Source organism: Nocardia aurantiaca (assembly GCF_009708175.1).
GTDB lineage: Bacteria > Actinomycetota > Actinomycetes > Mycobacteriales > Mycobacteriaceae > Nocardia > Nocardia aurantiaca.
Genome location: NZ_WMBB01000003.1, coordinates 443,390 through 466,860, shown reverse-complemented (window position 1 = coordinate 466,860; position 23,471 = coordinate 443,390). Strand labels below are relative to the sequence as shown.

The window sequence follows — 23,471 nt, the reverse complement described above, 5'->3', positions numbered from 1 at the left end:
GGTTCCGCGTCGCGGAACCCCCGTGTTAATGTCCGCTGCGTACACGTTCTCAGGGCGGGGTGGAATTCCCCACCGGCGGTAATGGCGTCCGGACCGATCCGGAGCGCACGAGCCCGCGAGCGCCACGCGGTTTCCCGATCGCGTGGGTCCAGCAGATTTCGGTGCGATCCCGGAGCCGACGGTCACAGTCCGGATGAAAGAGAACGCGGCGTCGGCACGCCCGGACCGTCGGGCGGGCCCTGTTCGCGTCCTGCCCTGGGTGACATCGCGAACAGGAGGAATCCCCATGTCACCCAATCCCATTCGGATCGCCCTCGTCGCCGCGCGCTGGCACGGTGAGATCGTCGACAAGGCCGTCGAATCCTGCCGGGCCGGACTGCTCGAGCGCGGCTATCCCGAGATCGACGTGATCGAGGTGCCCGGCGCGTTCGAAATCCCGTTGCGCGTCAAGCGTTTGGCGACCAGCGGCGCCTACGCCGCCGTCGCGGGCTGCGCTCTCGTTGTGGACGGCGGCATCTACCGGCACGACTTCGTGGCTTCGGCCGTCGTCGATGCGCTCATGCGGGTGCAACTGGAGACCGACGTGCCGGTGTTCTCGGCCGTGCTGACCCCGCACCACTTCCACGAGCACGACGAGCACCTGGCCTATTTCGCCCGGCATTTCGAGGTCAAGGGCGCGGAGCTGGCCACTGCCATCGCCGCCACCCTGGCCCTGGACACGGTCGACGCCTAGACACAAGGGAAACCCTGCCCGCACGAGCCGGGAGGCGGCTGGACGTGCGGGCAGGGTGCGGGTTCCGTACGGCGCGTACGGGGGGACAACGCGCCGAACGGTCCGGGTTCCGCCTGGGGGTTGGGTTCAGGCCGGAACCAGGTCTTTGTCCTGCGAGTCCTTCTCTTGCGGAGCGGCGGGCGCCGCGTGGTCGTCGACCATGGCCTGCTCGTCGAAGGGGATCTCACGATCCAGCACCGCGCGGACGCGGGCCGGGTCGATGGTGCGGGTCCAGGTGCCGATGAGCAGCGTGGCGACCGCATTGCCCGAGAAGTTGGTCAGCGCCCGGGCTTCCGACATGAACCGGTCGATGCCGACGATCAGGCCGACGCCGTCCAACAGCTCCGGGCGATGACTCTGCAGGCCGCCGGCCAGCGTCGCCAGGCCCGCGCCGGTGACACCCGCCGCGCCCTTGGAGGCCACGATCATGAACAGCAGCAGGCCGATCTGCTCGCTCCACACCAGCGGCTTGCCCATGGCGTCGGCCACGAACAGGGTGGCCATGGTCAGGTAGATGGCGGTGCCGTCGAGGTTGAACGAATACCCGGTCGGGACAACCACACCCACGGTGGTGCGGTCCACGCCGACGTGCTCCATCTTGGCGATGAGCCGCGGCAGCGCCGACTCCGAGGACGAGGTGGCGAAGATCAGCAGGTATTCCCGGGCGAGGTAGCGCACCAGCTTGAGGATGGAGGTCCCGGCGACCAGGCGCAGCAGCAGACCGAGCACGCCGAAGATGAACACCACACAGGTGAGATAGAAGGCCACCATCAGCAGCGCCAGCTGCTCGACCGCGTCGAGTCCGGTGCGCGCCACCACATTCGCCATGGCGCCGAACGCGCCGATCGGAGCCAGCCACAGGATCGTGGTGAGGATTCGGAACACCAGCTTCTGCACCGAGGCGACGCCGCGCAGGATCGGCTCGCCCGCCGGACCCATGGCCTGGATGCCGAAGCCCACCAACAGCGCCACGAACAGCGCCTGCAGTACCTTGCCCGAGGTCAGCGAGGACAGCAACGTGGTCGGCACGATGTCCTCGAGGAATTGCCAGGTGCCGCCCGCCGCCTTGGCGTCGGTGGCGTACTTGGTGATCTCCTTCGCGTGGGCGGCCACGTTCAGGCCCGAGCCCGGGTGCAGCAGGTTGCCGACCAGCAGACCGATGGCCAACGCCACCGTCGACATGATCAGGAAGTAGCCGATCGCCAGGCCGCCGACCTTGCCCACCTTGGCGGCCGCGCGCACCGAGCCGATGCCCAGCACGATGGTGCAGAAGATGACCGGGGCGATCATCATCTTGATGAGGTTGACGAAGATCGTGCCCAGTTCACCGACGCTCTTGCCGAAGCCCGGGGCCAGCCAGCCGACCAGGACGCCGGCGATGACGGCCGCGATGACCGCCAGATACAGCCAATGGGTACGGTCTCGGCGCTGCCGTGTTGTCGTGTCGCTCATCTCGTCGGTGCCTCCGGGTCGCTGCCCGCGTGACGTGCTCCGCGCGGGTGGGTCGGAGAGAATCATCATCCGCCGAGTGACGCGGGTCACTGTTTCGTAAATTATGTTCATGAAGTACCCGGAGGAGTCGTGAGAGGTCGAAGAACCCGGGCCCGTCGCACGCTGGCCGGGCAGGTGTTCGTGGTGCAGGTGCTGGTGCTGGCGGTGGTGATCGCCGCCGCGGCGATACTGGCGTTCCTGCAAACGCGCCGGGTGCAGGATGACGCCACCCGCGCGGAGGTCATCGACACCGCGGTCGCGGTGGCGCAGTCGCCCTCGACGCTGGCGGGTGTGCGGAGTCCGGATCCCACGGCCACGTTGCAGCCGGTGACCGAGGCGATCCGGAAGGCGACCGGCATGGACTTCATCGTGGTGATGGCCCCCGACCGCACCCGGTTCACCCACACCGAGACCGACCGGATCGGAAAACCGTTCAGCGGCAATATCGACCGCGCGCTGGCGGGGGAGACCTTCACCGAGACCTACACGGGCACACTGGGCCCGTCGATCCGGGCGGTCACCCCGGTGCGCGATGCCGAGGGCCGCATCGTGGCGCTGGTGTCCGCGGGCGTCACCCGCACTCACATCGGCGAGCAGGTGCGCGCCCAGTTGCCGCTCATCCTGGCCGCGGCGGCGGGTGGTCTGGCGCTGGCCATGCTGAGTTCACTATTGTTGCGGCGCAGGCTGTTACGGCAGACACACGGTCTCGGACCGGCCGAATTGCGGGCCCTGTACGAGCATCACGACGCGGTGCTGCACTCGATTCACGAGGGCTTGCTGGTTTTCGACAGGTCCGGTGAGCACGCCGAGGTGGTCAATGATCAGGCCCGGCTGCTGCTGGATCTGCCGGACGGGTCGATCGCGCTCTCGGATCTGCCGGTGTCGTTGCAGCGCTTGGGAACCGGCGTGGTCCGCGATGAGATGCACGTGACGGCGGACCGGGTGCTGGTCGTCAACCAGGATGTGGTCGAGCACGCCGGTCGCCGTATCGGCACCGTGCTCACCCTGCGCGATCACACCGAGTTGCGGGACGTGCTGGGCGAATTGAATTCGGTGCGCGGCTTCGCCGAATCGCTGCGCGCCCAGGCGCACGAGGCCGCCAATCGGCTGCACACCGTGGTCACCATGGTGGAGTTGGGGCGTCCGCGCGAGGCGGTGAACTTCGCGACCGCGGAACTCGAACTGTCCCAGGCCCTCATCGACCGGCTCGCCGGCGCGGTGGCCGAACCCGCGGTGGTGGCGCTGCTGCTGGGCAAGGTGGAGCAGGCGGCCGAGTGCGGGGTGGAGTTGACCATCACCGGTGACACGCTGCTCGACGCCACCGACCCGCTCACCGCGCACGAGATGGTCACATTGCTCGGCAATCTCATAGACAACGCCCTGGACGAGGTCGGACACGAGGAGGACGCGTGGGCGGAGGTCACGGTGCGCCGGGACGAGTCCGAGCTGTACATCCGGGTGGCCGACAGCGGTCCGGGCATGTCCGAGGAGCTTTTCACCCGCGCCACCGAACGCGGCTACTCCACCAAGACCGACCACCACGGGCTGGGCCTGGCACTGGTGCGCCGGTTGGTGGCCCGGCACAACGGTGAGCTGCGGGCCCGCCGGGAACCGGAGTCCGCGGTGATCGTGAGGTTCTCGCGATGAGCGCCGCCGCGATGAACCCCGGCGCGATGAGCCCCGCCGCCGCTTCCGCGATCCGGGTGCTGATCGTCGAGGACGAACCGAAAATCGCTGCGGCACACCGTTCTTACGTGGAGCGGGTGCCGGGCTTCACGGTGGTCGCGGCGGCGCATACCGGACGTGATGCCATCTCGATCGCGAAACGGTCACAATCTTCCGGCGTCCCCGTTGATTTGGTGCTGATGGACATCGGCTTGCCGGATATGAGCGGGCTCGCGGTCGCCGCGGCGATGGCGGTGCTGCGGCCGCGCCCCGACGTCATCGCCGTCACCTCCGCCCGCGATCTGGCCATGGTGCGCTCCGCCGTCTCACACGGCGTGGTGCTGTATCTGTTGAAGCCCTTCACCTTCGCGGCGTTCCGCGAGAAATTGGACCGCTATGTCGAGTACCGGGCGGCGCTGCCGGCCGGGGAGACGGCGATCTCGCAGCAGGACATCGATCGCGCCTTCGGCGTGCTGCGCACTCCGGACCAGCGACCGACCTCGCCGAAAGGCATTGCGCCACAGACGATGGACGAGGTGTCGCGGGCGGTGCGGGCCGCCCCGGACGGTCTGTCGGCGGGTGAGGCGGGGCGCGCGGTGGGGGTCTCCCGGGTGACGGCGTGGCGCTATCTGGAGCGTATGGCCGAAGCCGGCATGGTGGAACGGAGAACCGACTATGGTCGGACCGGCCGGCCGCAGGTTCGGTATGTATGGTTGCGCTGAGTTTTGCGTGGTTGCGCTGGGCTCGGTTTCGCTACCCGTTTGCGCGCGAGGCGCAGTGACGCGAACCACATGGTCGGTTGCGCTAGAACCGACTGCTCATGATGTAACGGTTGCCACCTTTCGGTCCGACGAGGTGCTGTAACACTGACTAAGTTCCAAGATATGTAGCTGCGAAGTTCGACGTGGTATTTGATTAGCGGGGCAAACGTGCAAATGGTCGGCAAACGGTTGGGTTCGCCGGATCCGAAACGCCACCTGTGGGTATTAGGGTTGATCGCCCCCGGGTGCGCGCTGCTGCCTTCGCAGCTGGTGCTCCACACCAAGCTGGAGGTGTTCTGGTGGATCGGACCGATCATCATTCTGATCGTCATTCCGGTGCTGGACTGTGTCGTCGGGGAAGACGGCACCAATCCACGCGACGAGGACTACGAATTACTCTCCAATGACCGGTATTACCGCTGGTGCACCTATATGTTCCTGCCGATCCAGATGATCGGCTTGATCATTGCCGCCTACATGTGGGCCGGCGACGATCTGTCGGTGGTGGACAAGCTCGGGCTGGCGACCACCCTCGGGTTCGTCAGCGGCATCGGCATCAACGCCGCGCACGAGCTCGGCCACCGGGTCGAGCATCTGGAGCGCTGGCTGTCGAAAATGGCGCTGGCGCAGTCGGCCTACGGGCACTTCTTCGTCGAGCACAACAAGGGCCACCACGCGCGCGTCGCGACGCCCGACGATCCGGCCAGCGCGCGCATGGGGGAGTCGCTGTGGGAGTTCCTGCCGCGCAGCGTGATCGGGGGCTTCCGCTCGGCCGTTCACCTGGAAGGCGAGCGGCTGCGGCGAAGAGGCCACCGCTGGTGGAGCGTCCACAACCACATCCTGCAGGCGTGGACCATGACCGCCGCGCTGTTCGGCGCGCTGCTGGCGGTGTACGGCTGGCATATCCTGCCGTATCTGCTGCTGCAGGCGGTGATCGGCGCGGGCCTGCTCGAAACCGTCAACTACGTCGAGCATTACGGCCTGCTGCGGCGCAGACGGCCCAACGGCAACTGGGCCCGCTGCTCCCCGCGCGACAGCTGGAACAGCGACCGGCTGGTCACCAATATCTTCCTGTTCCATCTCCAGCGGCACAGCGACCACCACGCCAATCCTGGACGTCGGTACCAGACGCTGCGCACTTCCGAGGAGGCCCCGCAGCTGCCCGCGGGCTACGCCACCATGATCCTGCTGGCGTTGTTCCCGCCGCTGTGGCGCTCCATCATGGATCCGCGCCTGCTCGCCCACTACTCGGGCGATGTGAGCCAGGCCAATATTCAGCCCCGCAAGCGGGAGCGCATCCTCGCCGAGTACGCGTACCCGGCCGCCGCGTAGGGTTTGGGGGAACCAGCCGACCAGGAGAGGCAGATGACGACCGCAGTGTCCAGCAAGATGACCCCTGACGTCCGCAATGGGATCGATTTCAAGGTGGCGGATTTGTCACTGGCCGAGTTCGGCCGCAAGGAGATTCGCCTGGCCGAGCATGAGATGCCGGGCCTGATGGCGCTGCGTCGCGAGTACCACGACGTGCAGCCGCTGAAGGGCGCCCGCATCTCCGGCTCGCTGCACATGACCGTGCAGACCGCCGTGCTGATCGAGACCCTGGTGGCGCTCGGCGCCGAGGTGCGCTGGGCGTCGTGCAACATCTTCTCCACCCAGGACCACGCGGCCGCCGCGGTCGTGGTCGGGCCGCACGGCACCGTCGACGAGCCCGAGGGCACCCCGGTCTTCGCCTGGAAGGGCGAGACCCTGGAGGAGTACTGGTGGGCCGCCGAGCAGATGCTGACCTGGCCGGGCGAGCCGGCCAACATGATCCTCGACGACGGCGGCGACGCCACCATGCTGGTGCTGCGCGGCGCGCAGTTCGAGAAGGCCGGTGTGGTGCCGCCCGAGGACGAGACCCACTCGGCCGAGTACAAGGTGTTCCTGAACCTGCTGCGCGCGAGCCTCGCGGCGGACAAGAACAAGTGGGGCACGATCGCCGCGAGCGTCAAGGGCGTCACCGAGGAGACCACCACCGGCGTGCTGCGGCTGTACCAGTTCGCCGCCGCGGGTGAGCTGTCGTTCCCGGCCATCAATGTCAACGACTCGGTCACCAAGTCGAAGTTCGACAACAAGTACGGCACCCGGCACTCGCTCATCGACGGCATCAACCGCGGCACCGATGTGCTCATCGGTGGCAAGAAGGTGCTGATCTGCGGTTACGGCGATGTCGGCAAGGGTTGCGCGGAGTCGATGGCCGGCCAGGGCGCGCGCGTGCAGGTCACCGAGATCGACCCGATCAACGCGCTGCAGGCGCTGATGGACGGCTTCGACGTCGTCACCGTGGAACAGGCGATCGGTGACGCCGACATCGTCATCACCTCCACGGGCAACAAGGACATCATCCTGCTCGACCACATGAAGGTGATGAAGGACCAGGCCATCCTGGGCAATATCGGCCACTTCGACAACGAGATCGACATGGCCGCCCTGGAGCGCTCGGGCGCGACCAAGCTGAACATCAAGCCGCAGGTCGACCTGTGGACCTTCGGTGACTCGGGCAAATCCATCATCGTGCTGTCCGAGGGCCGCCTGCTGAACCTGGGCAACGCCACCGGCCACCCCTCGTTCGTGATGTCGAACTCGTTCTCCAACCAGGTCATCGCGCAGATCGAGCTGTGGACCAAGCCGCAGGAGTACGACAACGAGGTCTACCGCCTCCCCAAGCACCTCGACGAGAAGGTGGCTCGTATCCACGTCGAGGCCCTCGGCGGCACCCTGACCAAGCTCACCAAGGACCAGGCCGAGTACATCGGTGTGGACGTGGAGGGCCCGTACAAGCCGGAGCACTACCGCTACTGACGCAACAGACGACTGTGCCGCCGACCTCGGGAAGGTCGGCGGCACAGTGTTTTTCGCGTTGCCTCTGCTAGATGCAGACGTCGAGCAGCGGTATCCATTTCTTGCCCTGGATGGTGCAGATGGCGGCGTTGATCAGTTCACTGGCGCTCGAACCGGTGCCGAGCACATTGCTCGAGCCCGAGCCGCCCGAGCCCGACGTGGGCGAGGACGAACCGGAGTCGGCGATCGGGGCGGCGGGGTCCAAGGAGACCGGAGCAGCTGTCGCGGTCCCGGCCGTGGAAAGGGCCGCGGCGGTGATCGCGGCGGCGGCGAGGGAGTAGGTGAAGCGAGACTTCATCAGGTTGCGCTCCTTGCGGGGGGAGTGGTGGATCGGACCCTACAAGAGTTGAATGGCGAGCGTTTCGGATTTGCGCGGGTTATCTGTGAAAGGATTTCGGGAGGGGATAGCCCTTCTCCCGCATGACTTCCCGGGCGCGGTTCGGATAGTCGGTGATGATGCCGTCCACGCCCTGGTCGAGGATCAGGCCGATGGCGGTCTTGTCGTTCACGGTCCAGGGGATGACCTTGATGCCGCGATCGTGGGCCTTGCGGACGTATTCGGCGGTGGTGGTGAGTTCGACGTCCTCGTCGCCGACCTTGGCCGCACTGTCCCGAGGGTTCGCGTAGGCGGGCGACGAGATGTTCGCGCCCAGGGCCTTGATCGCGCCCAGCGGGTCGCCGGGGTGGTCCGCATAGCGAATGGGGCCGAGCCATGGGCTGTTCGGTGTGAATGTCGTGTCGTCGTAGAGGGCGACGGTGGGGATGGCGGAGTTCTTCGCCTTCACCAGCGGCAGGCTGCGCCAGTCGAAGCTCTGGATCTCCACGTTCCCGGTGGCCCCGGCCCGCTCGACGGTGTCGAGGATGACGTCGACGAATTCCCCGGGTGTGGCCGACTGTTCGGGGTGCGCGGCCTCGATCTTGGTCTCCACGTTGTAGCGCAGCGTGTCGAACGCGCCCGGGTAGGTCCGCACCAGATCGAACAACTCGGACAGCCTGGCGATCCTGTTGCCCGGAAGTGCCTGCGCCTCCGGGAAACCCGCGAGCTTCGTGCCGCAGTCGAGGGTGTGGACCTGGTCGTAGGTGAGATCGTGGACGACCTTGCCGACGTAGGGGTACTGCGGATCGCTCGGAAACGCCGGTGCGGTGTCGGCGCACTTCTCGGCCTGGACGATGGGGTCGTGCCAGATGAGCGGTACCTGATCCCTGGTCAGCACGATGTCGAGCTCCAAGGTGCTGACGCCCACTTCGATGGCCTTGGCGAAGCCCGGCAGGGACTCCTCGATGGTCAGACCGCGCCCGCCGCGGTGGGCCTGGAGGTCGAAGGCACGGTTCGGGTCGGGCGAGGCGGTGACCGAGGAATTCTCGTCACTCGAGCCACTCCCGCAGGCCGCCGTTCCGAGGATGGCAACCGCTGCTCCGAAGACCGCAAAAGTGCGCTTGAACTGCATCGACATGACATCGACGGGAGCCATGGTCCGGACTATAGCAATCGATCGGTTCCGGCAGATCCGGGCCTTTCGAATAAACGGGATCCCGCCGGGGCTCGGCGCGGCGGATTCGGTAGTCTCTCGGCATGGGTGCACTGGTTCCGGTGGAAGGCCTCGACGGCGCGGGCAAACGCACGCTCACCGATGCCGTCGTCACCGCCCTGCGCGCCCGCGGACTCCGCGTCGCCACCCTGGCCTTTCCGCGCTATGGCGTCTCCGTGTACGCGGACCTCGCCGCCGAAGCGCTGCGCGGCGGCCATGGAGATACCGCTCGGTCCGTGAACGCCATGGCGCTGCTGTTCGCCCTCGATCGTGCCGATGCCCGCGACGAAATCTCGAAACTGCTGGCGGACAACGACATCGTGCTACTGGACCGCTATGTCGCCTCCAACGCGGCCTACTCCGCGGCCCGCATGGAACAGGACGCGCACGGCGAAATCGTGGCCTGGATCGAGGAATTGGAGTTCGAGCGCTTCGGATTGCCCGCCCCGGATGTCCAGATTCTCCTGGATGTTCCGGTCGATGTCGCCGAGGAGCGCGCCCGCCTGCGCGGGCAGGCCGATGCCGCACGCGCTTTGGACGCCTACGAGAAAGACGGGGGACTGCAGCGTCGCACCGGTACTGTCTACCGTGAGCTGGCCGAAATCAACTGGCACGGACCGTGGTGGGTACATCGGAGCGGTGACGATCCGGCAACACTGGCCGCGCGCCTCGCGGAAATTGTTGCTGGATAGGGTTGGATGTGCGCCGACAGGTCACGAGTGTTGGCGTGGCGGCCGAATCAGAACCGGAGAGGTGACAAACTAGACGTTATGAAGCCGAAGATTCTGGTCGTCGACGACGATATGGCACTCGCTGAGATGCTCACGATCGTCCTACGCGGTGAGGGTTTCGACCCCCACGTCGTCGGCGATGGCACGCAGGCGCTGACCGCGGTCCGGGAGCTGCGTCCGGACCTCGTGTTGCTGGATCTCATGCTGCCCGGCATGAACGGCATCGATGTGTGCCGGGTGCTGCGAGCCGACTCGGGAGTGCCGATCGTGATGCTGACGGCGAAGACCGACACGGTCGACGTCGTCCTGGGTTTGGAAAGCGGTGCGGACGATTACATCGTCAAGCCGTTCAAGCCGAAGGAACTCGTGGCCCGGGTGCGGGCCCGTCTGCGCCGCACCGAGGAGGAGCCGCAGGAGCTGCTGTCCATCGCCGACATTGTCATCGACGTGCCCGCGCACAAGGTGACCCGCGGCGGCCAGCAGATCTCGCTGACTCCGCTGGAGTTCGATCTGCTGGTGGCGCTGGCCCGCAAGCCGCGCCAAGTGTTCACCCGCGAAGTGCTGCTGGAACAGGTCTGGGGCTATCGGCACGCCGCCGACACCCGCCTGGTCAATGTGCACGTGCAGCGGTTGCGCGCCAAGGTGGAGAAGGATCCGGAGAACCCCGAGATCGTGCTGACCGTCCGAGGTGTGGGCTACAAGGCCGGACCGCCGTGATCGCTGGCTCCAGAAACCGCGTTCAGCGGTGGCTGGCGGTAGCAGTGGCCTGGTTCCGCAATCTGGGCGAGCAACTGGGCCATGTGTGGCGGCGTTCGCTGCAGTTGCGTGTCGTCGTGTCCACACTCACCCTGTCGCTGATCGTCATCACGATTCTGGGCGTTGTGCTCACGAGTCAGATCACCGACCGGTTGTTGGACGCGAAGATCAACGCGGCCGTGGAGGAAATGGGCCGCGCCCGCAATACCGTTCAGAATCAACTGACCGGTGTGCACGATTCGGGCACTCAGCAGAGTCGTCTGGACGATGCCCGCCGCGCGCTGTTCAGCAGCGCCGGCGGGACCCAAACCGGCGGCGCCGCAGGCAGTTACGAGGCGGTCCTGGCCATGACGGGGGACAGCGGGCAGGAGATCACCTCGGGCGCCATCCAGGAGATCCCCGCCGAGCTACGCCAATTCGTCAAGCAGCGGCAGGTCTCCTATCAGTTCGCCACGGTCTCCAGCCCGGATGGATACAAGGGTTCGGCGCTGATCATCGGCAGCCCCTCGGCCGATATCGACTCGCTGGAGATCTACCTGATCTTCCCGCTCACCAATGAGCAGCGCAGCCTCGCGCTCATGCGCGGCACCATGCTCATCGGCGGCATCGTGCTGCTGGTCCTGCTGGCGGCCATCACGGCGCTGGTGACGCGGCAGGTGGTTCTGCCCATCAGATCCGCGGCGCGGATCGCGAGTCGTTTCGCCGACGGACGGCTCAAGGAGCGCATGCTGGTGCGCGGTGAGGACGACATGGCGAGGCTCGCCATGTCGTTCAACGAGATGGCCGAGAGTCTGTCCAATCAGATCACCCAACTCGAGGAGTTCGGAAATCTGCAGCGCCGCTTCACCTCCGACGTCAGCCATGAACTGCGTACACCGTTGACCACGGTGCGCATGGCAGCCGACCTCATCCACGGATCCAGCGACGATCTGGACCCGGCCCTGGCGCGCTCGGCCGAACTGCTCGTCAACGAACTCGACCGCTTCGAGGGGCTGCTCAACGACCTGCTCGAGATCAGCCGCCACGACGCGGGTGTGGCCGAGCTGCAAGTGGAATCGCTGGACGTGCGCATGTGCGCGCGGGCCGCGGTCTCCACGGTGCGGCACCTGGCCAAGGAGACCGGCGTCGAACTGGTGGTCGACCTGCCCGAGGAACCCCTTGTGGCCGAGGTGGATCCGCGCCGCGTCGAACGCGTGCTGCGCAATCTGCTCGCCAATGCCATCGACCACAGCGAGGGCAAGCCGGTGCTCATGCGCATGCGCGGCGACGCGGACGCCAACGCCCTCGCCATCGTGGTGCGCGACCAGGGCGTGGGTCTGCGGCCCGGCGAGGAGAAGCTGGTGTTCAACCGCTTCTGGCGCTCCGACCCCTCGCGCATGCGCCGCTCCGGCGGCACCGGCCTGGGCCTGTCCATCAGCGTCGAGGACGCCAACCTGCACGATGGCAAGCTCGAGGCGTGGGGCGAGATCGGCGTGGGCGCGAGCTTCCGGCTCACCCTGCCGATGGTCCGCGGCCGCAAACTCGGCCCCAGCCCACTGTCGTTGGAACCGCCCAGGATTCGCGGCGCGGTCTCGCCCGAACAGCTGGCCCTGGATATCGCGGGCTCGGACGCCGCCCCGGCGGCCATCGCCTCCGTCGCGGCGGTGCTCGAATCCGCGCCCGCCGCACTGGAACCGGGATCCGCGCCCGAGAGCGCCCCGGCCGAACGCGGATCCGAGGCGCCGAGCGCGGAAACCGGGGACGGGGAACCGGGATTCGACACCATCGCCCCGGAATTCCCCTCCGCCGTCGGAGAAAGCCATGCCGCAGAGGATGATTCCGCCGCAGACGGAACCGCTTCGGGCCGTGACGCTTCCGGCGGCTCGGTGCCGGCAGCTCAGGGCGACGGCCAATCATGAGGCGGCCGTCGGCGGGCCTACGCCGGGCCCTGGTGGTGCTCGGCTGCCTGCTCAGCGTCAGCGCCTGCGCGAGCATGCCGGATTCCTCGGCTCCGCAGGCGCTGGGCAGCCTGGATCACCAGACCACCAGCGCCGCGCCGATGCCGCCCGTCGCCGGGCGGGAGCCCGAGCAGTTGCTGCTGGACTTCATGGCCGCCACGGCCGATCCGTCCAACCGGCATCAGGCGGCCCGGCAGTTCCTCTCGCCCGCGGCCGATGCGCAGTGGGACGACTCGGCGAGCACCACCATCATCGACTCGCAACCCAACACCCTGCGAGAATCCCGCAGCGGTGACACGGCCACCTATGTGGTCCGAGCGCGCCGGATCGGCGAACTGGCCGCGGACGGCTCCTACCGGGTCAGCGATGGCACCCTGGAAACCAAGATCGACATGGAGAAGATCGACGGCGAGTGGCGGATCAAGGATCTGCCGTCCGGCGTGATCGTCGAACAGGCCGCGTTCGCCAAGTCCTACCACCGCTATTCGCTGTTCTTCCCCAATCTGACCGGGCTGGCCATGGTGCCCGACCTGCGCTGGATCTCCGCCCGCAAGGACCAGTTGGCACAGCGGCTGCTCGGCCTGCTCACCGAGGGCCCCCAGTCCGCCCTCGCGGCCGCCGTGCACAACCCCATGGGCGCGCCGGTGGCACTGCGCGCGCCGATCACCAAGGCCGATGGCGATCGCGACAATGTCGGCGTCGGAGGCGGCGGCCTGAGCGTCGACTTCTCCGGCGCGACTGCCCTCGACCCGGCGACCCGGAACCTGCTGGCCGCGCAGGTGGTGCTCACCCTCTCCGGCGCCGACGTGCTCGGGCCCTACCTGCTCAATGCCGACGGCAAACCGCTCGACGACAGATACGCCAACGGCTGGCAGCACAGTGACGTGGAGGCGAAGGGCCCGGACGCGATCGCGCGCAACCGCGTCGGCGTGCACGCCGTGCGCGACGGATCGCTGGTGGCCGTCACCGACAGCGGAATAACGCCCGCCCCGGGCTTCTTCGGCGCCACCCACACCCTGCAATCGGTGGGCCTGTCGCCGGACGGGCAGCTGGTCGCCGCGGTCGCCAAGTCCGGCCGCCCGGACCCGGAACCAGAGCGCACCCTGATCATCGGAACCTATGACGGGCAGGGCTTTCCGGTCGCCACCGGCGACACCTTCACCCGGCCCACCTGGCCCGCCGACGGCAGCTCGGCCTGGTCGGTGGTGGACGGCGACCGGGTGATCCGGGCCGTGCACGACCGCACCACCGGCAATGTGTCGGTGCAGGACGTCGACACCACCGCCTTGATCGCCGCGGCGTCCACATCGGCCTCGCCGCGCACGCCCATCACTGAGCTGCGCATCTCGCCCTCCGGGGCGCGGGCGGCCATCATCGCCAACGGCAAGGTGTACGTCGCCGTGGTGGTGCCGCAGGCGAACGGGAAGTTCGCGCTGTCCTCGGCGCTGCCGCTGGCGATCGGGCTGAGCACGCCCGCGGTGTCCATCGACTGGCTCACCGATGAGAAGGTCATCGTGGGCCGCGACGGCACTGTGGACCCGGTGGCCGGGGTCCTGGTGGACGGCTCCGAGTTCCGGGCCCAGACCTCCCAGAACCTCACCCCGCCGGTGCGCGTGCTGACCGCCTCCCCGGACCAGGAGTACGTGGCCGACTCGCGCGCCGTGCTCGAGTTGACCCGCAATCCCGAAGGGCGCGAGGACTACTGGCGCGAAGTTCCGGGATTGGGGGCCAACGCGATTCCGGTGCTGCCCGGCTAGGCGCAGACTGAGGGGCATGGGGGAACTGTTGGATCTGATCCTGCCGCGCGCGTGCGGCGGATGCGGGCGCGCCGGGACGGGGTGGTGTGCGGACTGCGCCGACGCGCTGTCCGGCCCGCCCATCAGGATCCGCCCGCGCGCCGATCCCGGGGTGCCGTGCTGGGCGCTGGCCCCCTACGCGGGCGCACCGCGGCGGGCCGTACTGGCGGTCAAGGAGCAATGCCGTCGGGATCTGGCGCGGCCGCTCGGCGCCGGATTGGCCAGGGGGCTGGATCATTTGCGGGACACCGCCCGGCCCCTGGTTCTGGTGCCGGCGCCGAGTCGCGGGGCCGCGGCCCGGCGGCGCGGAGGGGATCCGGTGGTGCGCGCCGCGGACGTCGCGGCGAGTTGGCTACCCGATTGCCGACTGGTGCGCATGTTGCGCATGCGGCCAGGTGTGCGCGACTCGGTGGGACTCGGGCACCGCGATCGTCAGCACAATCTGCACGGGCGGATCATCGTATCCACCACGTGCCCGCCGGATGTCCTTTTTCCGGCAAATGCCGAGGTAGTGGTGATCGATGACGTGTTGACCACCGGTGTCACCATGCGGGAATCGGTGCGTGCGTTGACCGACGCGCACGTGATGGTTCGTGCCGCGCTGGTTACTTGCGCGGCTTGATTCTCCAAAATTTGCGTGAACACTGGCGGACAGGTCGCTGGCGCTATAGGTTGGCGGTCAGACACCCGAACCGCAAGTTTGGAGGTGGCGCCTCGGACATATGTGCCGAGCGAGTTCATCGATCGGCACACGTTTCAACCCCGCCGCACGAGCGGCTTGTGCGGCCAGATCCGGGAGGTACGCGTGACGACTACTTCACGACTCTCAGCGAAAAACGCAGACACCACGGTGCTGCTCGATGACGAGGTCATCTCAGACGATTCATCCACTCGGGCCACCAATGCGGATGTCGTGGTCAAGGGCAGGACCCTCGGCTTGGGCGGAGTGCCCGACCATTTCCGAATTCACGTGGGGGACAAGCTCTCTCGTTTGGAGCGCTTCGACCCCACCATCTATCTCTTCGACGTGGAACTCACCCACGAACGCAACCGTCGTCAACGCAAGAATTGCCAGCGTATAGAGATCACCGCCCGCGGCAAGGGCCCCATCGTCCGGGCGGAAGCCTGCGCGGACAGCTTCTACGCGGCCCTCGAGTTCGCGGTCGAGAAACTGGAGAGCCGATTGCGCCGGCTCAAGGACCGCCGTCGCGTCCATCATGGCGACAAGTCGCCGATCTCGGTGTCGGAAGCGACCGCCGGTCTCATCGACGAATCCCTGTTCACTGCGGGCGAATCCGCTGCGCACGACCACACTGCCGATGAGAAGGCAGACGAATCCGCCGGTCCCGGCCATGTCGTGCGCACCAAACAGCACCCGGCGATCCCCATGACCGTCGATGACGCCCTGTATCAGATGGAACTCGTCGGCCACGATTTCTTCCTGTTCCAGGACAAGGAGACCGACCGACCGTCGGTCGTCTACCGCCGCCACGCCTTCGACTACGGGCTCATCAGGCTCGCGTGATCAGCGGCTGAGGAACTTCCCTTTCACCTTTCGACCGGGGTCGCGAACATGGCCCCGGTCGCAGTACCGCTTCCCCGCGATTTCGGCGGGTGGCTGGGAGCCGTTGGAGGGGGCGCCCATGCCGGCGGTCGGGGAGTGTCTGAATTCTGGGCGTATCCGCCGAGATGCCTCTGGCGCAACGAAATCAGTGGTCGCGTTCCGGGCGAAGCCAGCACTCGCTGTGACGTTGGGGTAATCGAATTCGTCACTTGCTGTGACGCTGTGTATCAGTTAAAACTTCCTTATGGCTACCAAGGGCGCTCGCCGTGCTGTCATCGTCGCCGGGGCGCGGACCCCGTTCGTGCGGGCATTCACCGATTTCACGCGGATGGACTCCATCGACCTCGCCGACACGGCCGTGCGCGGTCTGCTGGAACGGACCGGCCTGCCCAAGCAGGATGTCGAGGCCATCGTGTGGGGCGGGGTGATCCTGCCCAGTGCCGCACCCAATATCGCGCGCGAGATCGCGCTCGATCTCGCACTGGACCCGGGTTGCGAGGGCTACACCGTGACCCGCGCGTGCGCGTCCGGGCTGCAGGCGGTGGTATCGGCGGCCGCCGCCATCGAGCGTGGCGAGTACGACATCATGATCGCGGGCGGCAGCGACTCCACCAGTAATGCCGAGGTCAAGCTGCCGCAGAAGCTGGTGCACGCCGCCGCGCCGCTGGCGCTGGGCAAGCCCAAGGCCAAGGACTATCTCACCGCCGCAACGCAATTGGCTCCGTTCTTCGACCTCATGCCGCGTCGGCCGCAGATCGCCGAGCGCACCACCGGCGAGGTGATGGGTGAGTCGGCCGAGAAAATGGCTCGCATCCACGGCATTTCGCGCGGCGCGCAGGATCGGTTCGCTGCCGCCTCCCACCACCGGGCAGCGGCCGCCATCGAATCCGGTCGCTTCGACCGCGAGGTGCTGCCGGTGCGTACGCCCGACGGGGTCGCGGTCTCCCGCGACGGGCTGGTGCGCCGCGACACGAGCCTGGCCAAACTCTCCGGACTGGCGCCGGTTTTCGCCGCGGACGGCACCGTCACCGCTGGCAACGCCAGCCCCCTCACCGACGGCGCCGCGGCCGTGCTGCTCATGAGCGAGGAGAAGGCGCGCGCGCTCGGCATCGAGCCGCTGGCCGCCTTCCGCTCCTGGAGCTTCATCAGCGTCGACCCGCGGGACCAGGTCCTCATCGGCCCGGCCATCTCCATGCCGCGCGCCCTCGACCAGGCCGGAATGTCGCTCGCCGATATCGATTTCGTCGATATCCACGAGGCCTTCGCCGCCCAGACCCTGTCGGTGGTCTCGGCGCTGGCCAGCCACGAATGGGCCAAGACCCGTCTGGATCGCGACACCGCGGTCGGCGAAATCGATCCGGCGACGCTCAATGTCCACGGCGGATCGATCTCGCTCGGCCACCCCTTCGGCGCGACCGGCGCCCGCATGGTCACCACCATGGCCAACGAGCTCGCCCTCACCGGCAAGTCCACCGCCCTCCTCGGCATCTGCGCCGCGGGCGGCATCGGCGCCTCGGCGGTGCTGGAACGGGTCTAGCCGTCGCCCACCTCGAGCGCCGACACGCGCACACGCCCATTCATGTCTTGAGGCTGTGAATCGAATGCCACCGTCGACAGGTGCCCCGGCGGACGCGATCCGGGTGCGGTTTCGCGAATGCGCCGCTGTGCCGCGAATCGGCGCGAACACGCCTTTGCGCAGGTGAGGCCCCACACCGCGAGAGCGGGCCGCGGCTTTCGCGCACTACGCGGAGATTGGTGGTGGTGACCTGATGCCGAATGGGTATCCCTGGGGAAACGAGATGGGCGGAGGCGGATCATGGTCGGAAGAATGACAATGGCCGGTGCCGCGGCAATCGTGATCGCGGCCGGAATCGGCGGGACGGGAAGCGCTGTGGCGCTGCCACTTCCGGTGACCGGATCGGACGGCGGGCAGCAGCCGGTGGCGGACCATGACCTGGATACGCGGCTACGCAATGCCGAACAGCACGCCGGAGAACGGTATCCGGTGTACGGGTTGGTGTATTCCGATGCGGCCGTGTGGACTCTGGCGTTCGTGAACGGCGGGCCGACCGAGTACTACACCATCGACGGTGCGCGAGTGGAGCTCACCCGACCCACCAGCGCCGCGATCGCACAGGGTGACGTGTTCACCGGCACCATCACCATTACCGGTGAGCACGATTCCGGGGATCCGGTGGTCACCCTGGACGACGTCTTCGTCATCGGACACCGTCCGGCCGAAGCGCTGCGCTGACGGAAGGGGCGTTCCGCGGAGCCGCCGACCTTCTCGAATGATCGCAGCCTGAAGCACATCCGGTACAGAAGTTCGCTATGGGATTCCCGCTGGACACATTCGCGCTGCCGACCGGATCGGCGGTGGCTTGTCGAATCGGCGGCGCAAGCGCCGGTCCGGGGCGGTCGGTGGGCCAGCACGGGCAGGATGCGCGGGCCGGAGCCGGAACCGCCTCCGCCGCAACCGTTCCGCCGAACCTGCGCCCCTTCGGCGATGTGCCGCGTGACCCGGCCACCGGCATTCCCATCGACACCCTGAAACTCATTGCTGGGAACGCCGCCCTGGGCGCGGTCATCGGCGCCGTGGCCGGTGGCGCTCGTCGGCGGCGCCATCGGTGCGGGTGTCGGCTACGCCACCGTCCCGCAGCATTGACCGCCTCGGATCAGTCGTCCGCGCGGGCGGTGAACTGCTCCCAGTGGACGGCCGATTCGAGCGGGCGGCGATTGCGCCAGCCGAAGCGCTCCAAGTCGGGGATCCGCTGGAACTCGTGGACCGGACCGACACACAGCCAGGCGACGGGCTTCACCCCGGCGGGCAGGCCGAGCAGGTCGACCAGGAAGGGCTCGTCGTAGAAGCTCACCCAGCCCACGCCCACACCCTCGGCGGTGGCGGCCAGCCAGAGATTCTGGATGGCCAGGATGGTGGAGTAGATGCCGGTTTCCGGGACGGTCGCGCGGCCCAGCACGTGGGTGCCGCCGCGCGCCTGATGGTGGGTCACCACAATGCCGGTGCCGCTCTCCACGATTCCTTCGATCTTGATCGGATTGAAGGTCTCGGCCCGATCGGACGGCAGCGAGTCGTGGAACTGCTGCCGCTTCTCGGCCACATGGTCGGCGAACTTGGTCAGCGTGGCGGGGTCTCGCAGCACCACGAAATCCCAGGGCATGGAATTGCCGACGCTGGGCGCCCGATGCGCCGCCTCGAGAATTCTGAGCAGGGTGGCATCGTCCACCACCTCACCGGTGAATTCGGCGCGGACGTCCCGGCGCAATTTGATGGCGTCGTAGACGCTCAGACATTCGGTGGGGCTTTCGGGACCTGCGGAACACACGGCGTCCAGTCAACCATGGTGTCCGATCGGCAAAGAACGCCCCCGCCGAATCCTCGGCGGGGGCGTTCGGGCTTTGCTCAGTTCGCCATGGCGGGTTCGCGACGGGAGAGCTTGCGGCGGCCCTCCCGCAGCGCGGTGCGCAGACCGCGGCGGCGGCCGGTCATCGGGTCGATGCTGGCCTCGCCGCCGAAGATCTTCTCCGACTTGGTTTCCGGTGCGTCGTCGGTGGAGCGGCGGAGGTACTTGTTGGGCAGCGACAGCTTCATGATGGTGCGCCACGACTTGGCGTACTGCACCGGCAGCGAACCGGTGGTGTAGGGCAGGTCGTACTTCTCGCACAGCGCGCGCACTCGCACCGCGATGGCGGACAGATGGTTGGACGGAATGTCCGGGTACAGGTGGTGCTCGATCTGGTGCGAGAGGTTGCCGGTCATGAAGTGCATGACCGGGCCGCCGGAGATATTGGCCGAACCCAGCATCTGGCGCAGGTACCACTCGCCCTGCGTCTCGTTGTCGCAGTCGAACTTGGTGAACTTCTCCGCGCCATCCGGGAAGTGGCCGCAGAAGATGACCGCATTGGTCCACACATTGCGGACGATATTCGCGGCCAGATTGGCGGTCAGCGTGCCCAGGAAGGCCGGGCCGGTGAGCAGCGGGAAGATCAGGTAGTCCTTGGCGGCCTGCTTGCCGATCTTCTTCAGAACGGTCTTGCGGTCCTCCTCGAACTGAATGCGCTCGGGCGAACCCGGGGCCCACTTCTTCTTGACGACCTTGCCCAGCTCCAAATGCTGAATGGCGACGCCGTATTCGAAGAACATCTGCAGCAGCAGGTTGTAGACCGGCTGTCCGAGATAGAACGGCGACCAGCGCTGATCGCGGGTGACGCGCAGCAGGCCGTAGCCGATGTCGTCATCCATGCCCAGCACATTGGTGTACTTGTGGTGCAGGAAGTTGTGGGTGATCTTCCAGTGTTCGGACGGGCCCGCGTTGTCCCATTCCCATTTGGTGGAGTGGATTTCCGGATCGTTCATCCAGTCCCACTGCCCGTGCATCACATTGTGGCCGATCTCCATGTTCTCGATGATCTTGGCGGTGCCCAGCAGGGCGACGCCGGCCAGCCACGCGGGCGGGAAGAGACTCGCGAAAAGCACTGCGCGACCACTGATCTCGAGGCCGCGCTGGAGACGGATCACATTGCGGATGTAACGGGCATCCTTGTCGCCCAGGGACGATTCGACCTCACGGCGGATGGCGTCGAGCTCCGCCCCGATCGCTTCGACATCCTCCGGGGTGAGGTGCGCGTATTCCTTGACATCCGAGATCGCCATGGTGGTTACAGTACCGTAGGTTACGGCTCCGTAGGTTGGCTCGGATCGAAACTCTGGCGTGTCGAATCACGCATTGTTTTCGAGACCGGAGTCTGCTAGCGATTGCGACGCAGTCTACGCGAGAACCTGCCCTCACGCTGCGCTTTGGCCTTCAGCGATTCCTTTTCCTGCCTGGCCTTTTCCTGCAGCGCCAGCTTGGCCTCGCGCAGCACCGCCTTCTCGTGCCGTGCCTTCTCCTTGAGCACCACCCTCGCCTCCTGCAACGCCGACCGCAGTCCGCGCCGCCGGCCCGTCACCGGGTCCACGCCCCAGTTCGGCTGATGCTCGGCCAGCCATTCGCCGGCATTGTGTTCGGCCAGCCATTCCCCGCCATTCCAGGATGGCAGCGAAATACCGGCGAACTTACGCTCCGAGGAAGTTTCGGGCGCATCGTCGGACGTGCGCTTGAGCCACTGGTCGGGCAGTGCCAGCTTGTGGATCGTGCGGAATGCCAGCAGGTATTGCTTGCCCAGCGAGCCGGTGGTGTAGGGCAGGTCGTACTTGTCGCACAGTTCGCGCACTTTCACCGACACCTCGGCATACCGATTGCTCGGAATGTCGGGGAACAGGTGGTGCTCGATCTGGTAGCTCAGATTGCCGCTCATGAACGCCATGGCCGGCCCCGCGTCGAAATTCGCGCTGCCCAGCATCTGCCGCAGATACCACTCGGCCTGCGTCTCGTTCGCGAACTGCTCCTCGGTGAACTTCTCCGCGCCGTCCGGGAAATGGCCACAGAAAATGACCGCATAGGCCCACAGATTCCGGACCAGGTTCGCGGTGGCGTTCGCTTTCAGCGTCGACTTCCAAGCCGGGCCGGTGAGCGCCGGATAGATCACGAAGTCCTTGGCGACCTGTTTACCGGCCTTGCGCCAGAACGCCTTGTTGGGCTCGGAGAAGATCTGGCTGCGCGGCACGCCCATCTGGTCCTTGGTGGCCGACAGGTCGTGCAGCGCGATGCCCCACTCGAACAGCGCGGCCAGGATCAGATTCGCGAACGGCTGCACCAGGTTGATCGGCTTCCATTCCTCGTCGCGCGTCATGCGCAGGATGCCGAATCCCAGGTCGTCATCCATGTCGAGGATGTTGGTGTACATGTGGTGCGAGTAGTTGTGCGCCGCTTTCCACTGCGCCGACGTCCCCGTCATATCCCACTCCCACGTGGTGGAGTGAATCTCCGGGTCGTTCATCCAGTCCCACTGCCCATGGCTGACGTTGTGCCCGAGCTCCATGTTCTCGATGATCTTGGCGACCGACAGCAACGCGGTGCCGGCCAGCCACGCCCACCGCTTGCGCGAGGCGAACAGCGTCGCGCGCCCGGCCACCTCCAGAATCCGTTGCGCCGCAATGGTGCGCCGGATGTACTTGGCGTCGCGCTCACCGAGCGACTGCTCGATATCGCGCCGAATAGTGTCGAGCTCCTGGCCCAGGGCTTCGATATCGGCCGCCGTGAGATGGGCGAACGCCTTGATGTCGGTGATGGCCACGGTGTCTGATTTGCCCTTCGCTTCGCTCCGGGCGGGTTCGCGGCCCTGGAGGTCTCATTCTTCCCTCCGCTCAGTCCATAACGGGACCCCGCGAACGATTGGACGTGGCCGCTGGGCCTTCCGATTGCTCGGGTATGCGTGAGTGGGAGGAGATTGCTATCGAGAGTAGCGGTCGCCGGTCTGGCCGTGCTACCGGGTGGTGTGTGTCACACCTCCAGAGTGCAGTCGCCCGCGGCGGCCGAGATGCAGGTCTGGATCTTGTCCCCGGCCCGGTGTTCCTTGCCGTTGCGCAGGTCCCGCACATGGCCCTCGGTGACCGTGACCACGCAGGTCTGGCAGATGCCCATGCGGCAGCCGAACGGCATCTGCACGCCCGCGCTCTCGCCGGCCTGCAACAGCGTGGTCGCGCCGTCCACCTCGGCGGTGCGGCCGGCCTTGGCGAAGGTGACGGTGCCGCCCTCCCCGGTGGCGCTGCGCTCGATCTCGAAGCGCTCTACATGCAGCTTGTTCTCCAGACCCGCTGCGGCCCAATGCTTCTCGATCTCGTCCAGCATGGGCAGCGGGCCGCAGGCCCAGACCTCGCGCTCGCGCCAGTCCGGGACCACCTCGTCCAGATCGGTGAGCGCGAACTTGCCCTTGTCGCCGGTGAGGTGCAGGTGCGCGGTGAAACTCGGGTGCCGGTCGTGCAATTCCCGCAGCTCGTCGCCGAACATGACGTCGTCGGGGGTGCGGGCGGAGTGGATGTGCAGGACGTCCGGGACCGCGTTGCGGCGATCCATGGTGCGCAGCATGGCCATCACGGGGGTGATTCCCGAGCCCGCGGTCAAGAACAGCACCTTGCCCGGCGTGGGATCCGGAAGCACGAACCCGCCCTGCGGCGCGGCCAGCCGTACGATGGTTCCGGCCGGCACGCCGGAGACGATGTGGCTGGACAGGAAGCCCTCCGGCATCGCCTTCACCGCGATGGAGATGAGCCGCTTGCCCCGGTGGGCGCTGTCGCCGGTCCAATCCGGTGGACAGGTCAGCGAATATGAGCGCCAATGCCAGCGGCCGTCCACCAGGACGCCGATGCCGATGTACTGGCCGGGCTCGAAGCTGAAGTTGAACCCCCAGCCCGGCTTGATCACCAGGGTGGCCGAATCCGCGGTCTCCTTGCGCACCTCCACGATGCGGCCGCGCAGCTCGCGCGCCGACCACAGCGGGTTCACCAGGTGCAGGTAGTCGTCGGGCAGCAGGGGAGTGGTGATCCGCGCGGCCGCACCGCGCAGCGCGTCGAGGGGCGTCCGTCCGCCGGTGCCGCCTTCGGCCACGGGGGCTTCCAGCCAGTCCCGCAGTCCTCGCACGGAGAACCCACCACTCTTCGATGCCATATCCCGGAACGCTTCCTGTCATCG

20 protein-coding genes and 1 riboswitch are annotated in these 23,471 nt (G+C 67.0%); of the genes, 13 read left to right on the top strand and 7 right to left on the bottom strand.

Going from position 1 to position 23,471, the window contains the following annotated elements:
• Positions 1-41: 41 nt before the first annotated feature.
• Positions 42-209: riboswitch (FMN riboswitch) on the top strand.
• A gap of 77 nt (positions 210-286) precedes the next feature.
• Complete coding sequence (locus GLP40_RS08260) at positions 287-733, top strand: 6,7-dimethyl-8-ribityllumazine synthase (protein ID WP_154787200.1); 447 nt, start codon at positions 287-289, stop codon at positions 731-733.
• Positions 734-859: 126 nt separating this feature from the next.
• Here GLP40_RS08260 and GLP40_RS08255 read toward each other — a convergent pair whose 3' ends face one another.
• Complete coding sequence (locus GLP40_RS08255) at positions 860-2,224, bottom strand: cation:dicarboxylate symporter family transporter (protein ID WP_154787199.1); 1,365 nt, start codon at positions 2,222-2,224, stop codon at positions 860-862.
• A gap of 129 nt (positions 2,225-2,353) precedes the next feature.
• Here GLP40_RS08255 and GLP40_RS08250 point away from each other — a divergent pair, with 129 nt between their 5' ends.
• From GLP40_RS08250 to ahcY, 4 genes are all read left to right on the top strand, one after another.
• The gene (locus GLP40_RS08250) at positions 2,354-3,910 is read left to right on the top strand and encodes a sensor histidine kinase (RefSeq protein WP_328289857.1); all 1,557 of its coding nucleotides are present in this window, start codon (positions 2,354-2,356) and stop codon (positions 3,908-3,910) included.
• Positions 3,907-4,650 carry a response regulator gene (locus GLP40_RS08245; RefSeq protein ID WP_230329333.1) on the top strand — a complete coding sequence of 248 codons (744 nt, stop codon included), beginning with the start codon at positions 3,907-3,909 and terminating at the stop codon, positions 4,648-4,650. The genes GLP40_RS08250 and GLP40_RS08245 overlap by 4 nt, the downstream gene beginning before the upstream one ends.
• A 213-nt stretch (positions 4,651-4,863) precedes the next feature.
• Positions 4,864-6,021, top strand: coding sequence for an alkane 1-monooxygenase (locus tag GLP40_RS08240; protein ID WP_154787198.1), 1,158 nt, complete (start codon positions 4,864-4,866; stop codon positions 6,019-6,021).
• A gap of 33 nt (positions 6,022-6,054) precedes the next feature.
• A complete protein-coding gene (ahcY, locus tag GLP40_RS08235; RefSeq protein WP_154787197.1) occupies positions 6,055-7,530 on the top strand; it encodes an adenosylhomocysteinase in 1,476 nt (491 codons plus the stop codon).
• Positions 7,531-7,597: 67 nt separating this feature from the next.
• Here the strand turns inward: ahcY and GLP40_RS08230 are convergent, their stop codons facing one another.
• Both GLP40_RS08230 and GLP40_RS08225 read right to left on the bottom strand, forming a co-directional pair.
• Positions 7,598-7,867, bottom strand: a complete 270-nt coding sequence (locus GLP40_RS08230; RefSeq protein ID WP_154787196.1) for a hypothetical protein — start codon at positions 7,865-7,867, stop codon at positions 7,598-7,600.
• A gap of 79 nt (positions 7,868-7,946) precedes the next feature.
• Positions 7,947-9,041, bottom strand: a complete 1,095-nt coding sequence (locus GLP40_RS08225) for a glycerophosphodiester phosphodiesterase (protein WP_230329332.1) — start codon at positions 9,039-9,041, stop codon at positions 7,947-7,949.
• Positions 9,042-9,142: 101 nt separating this feature from the next.
• Here GLP40_RS08225 and GLP40_RS08220 point away from each other — a divergent pair, with 101 nt between their 5' ends.
• The 8 genes from GLP40_RS08220 to GLP40_RS08185 all read left to right on the top strand — a co-directional run bounded on the left by GLP40_RS08220 (position 9,143) and on the right by GLP40_RS08185 (position 18,136).
• The gene (locus GLP40_RS08220; protein ID WP_154787195.1) at positions 9,143-9,790 is read left to right on the top strand and encodes a dTMP kinase; all 648 of its coding nucleotides are present in this window, start codon (positions 9,143-9,145) and stop codon (positions 9,788-9,790) included.
• A 78-nt stretch (positions 9,791-9,868) separates the two neighbouring features.
• Positions 9,869-10,546: an MtrAB system response regulator MtrA gene (gene mtrA, locus GLP40_RS08215; protein WP_029931579.1), complete on the top strand. Its 678-nt coding sequence runs from the start codon at positions 9,869-9,871 to the stop codon at positions 10,544-10,546.
• Positions 10,543-12,483: an MtrAB system histidine kinase MtrB gene (mtrB, locus tag GLP40_RS08210; RefSeq protein ID WP_407671551.1), complete on the top strand. Its 1,941-nt coding sequence runs from the start codon at positions 10,543-10,545 to the stop codon at positions 12,481-12,483. The genes mtrA and mtrB overlap by 4 nt, the downstream gene beginning before the upstream one ends.
• Entirely contained in the window at positions 12,480-14,279 is a 1,800-nt protein-coding gene (gene lpqB / locus GLP40_RS08205) for an MtrAB system accessory lipoprotein LpqB (RefSeq protein ID WP_154787194.1), read from the top strand. Before mtrB ends, lpqB begins: the two co-directional genes overlap by 4 nt.
• A gap of 16 nt (positions 14,280-14,295) precedes the next feature.
• Entirely contained in the window at positions 14,296-14,940 is a 645-nt protein-coding gene (locus GLP40_RS08200; protein ID WP_154787193.1) for a ComF family protein, read from the top strand.
• A 249-nt stretch (positions 14,941-15,189) separates the two neighbouring features.
• Positions 15,190-15,843 carry a ribosome hibernation-promoting factor, HPF/YfiA family gene (hpf, locus tag GLP40_RS08195; RefSeq protein WP_407671556.1) on the top strand — a complete coding sequence of 218 codons (654 nt, stop codon included), beginning with the start codon at positions 15,190-15,192 and terminating at the stop codon, positions 15,841-15,843.
• 283 nt (positions 15,844-16,126) lie between these two features.
• The gene (locus GLP40_RS08190) at positions 16,127-17,419 is read left to right on the top strand and encodes an acetyl-CoA C-acyltransferase (protein WP_154787192.1); all 1,293 of its coding nucleotides are present in this window, start codon (positions 16,127-16,129) and stop codon (positions 17,417-17,419) included.
• Positions 17,420-17,710: 291 nt separating this feature from the next.
• Positions 17,711-18,136 (top strand): hypothetical protein, encoded by a 426-nt coding sequence (locus tag GLP40_RS08185; protein ID WP_154787191.1) that lies wholly within the window; start codon positions 17,711-17,713, stop codon positions 18,134-18,136.
• A 421-nt stretch (positions 18,137-18,557) separates the two neighbouring features.
• Here GLP40_RS08185 and bluB read toward each other — a convergent pair whose 3' ends face one another.
• From bluB to GLP40_RS08165, 4 genes are all read right to left on the bottom strand, one after another.
• Positions 18,558-19,190, bottom strand: a complete 633-nt coding sequence (gene bluB, locus GLP40_RS08180) for a 5,6-dimethylbenzimidazole synthase (RefSeq protein WP_154787356.1) — start codon at positions 19,188-19,190, stop codon at positions 18,558-18,560.
• A gap of 113 nt (positions 19,191-19,303) precedes the next feature.
• Entirely contained in the window at positions 19,304-20,554 is a 1,251-nt protein-coding gene (locus tag GLP40_RS08175; RefSeq protein WP_154787190.1) for a fatty acid desaturase family protein, read from the bottom strand.
• A gap of 95 nt (positions 20,555-20,649) precedes the next feature.
• The gene (locus tag GLP40_RS08170; protein ID WP_328289856.1) at positions 20,650-22,077 is read right to left on the bottom strand and encodes a fatty acid desaturase family protein; all 1,428 of its coding nucleotides are present in this window, start codon (positions 22,075-22,077) and stop codon (positions 20,650-20,652) included.
• Between the two features lie 206 nt (positions 22,078-22,283).
• A complete protein-coding gene (locus tag GLP40_RS08165) occupies positions 22,284-23,447 on the bottom strand; it encodes a ferredoxin reductase (protein WP_154787189.1) in 1,164 nt (387 codons plus the stop codon).
• Positions 23,448-23,471: the final 24 nt, after the last annotated feature.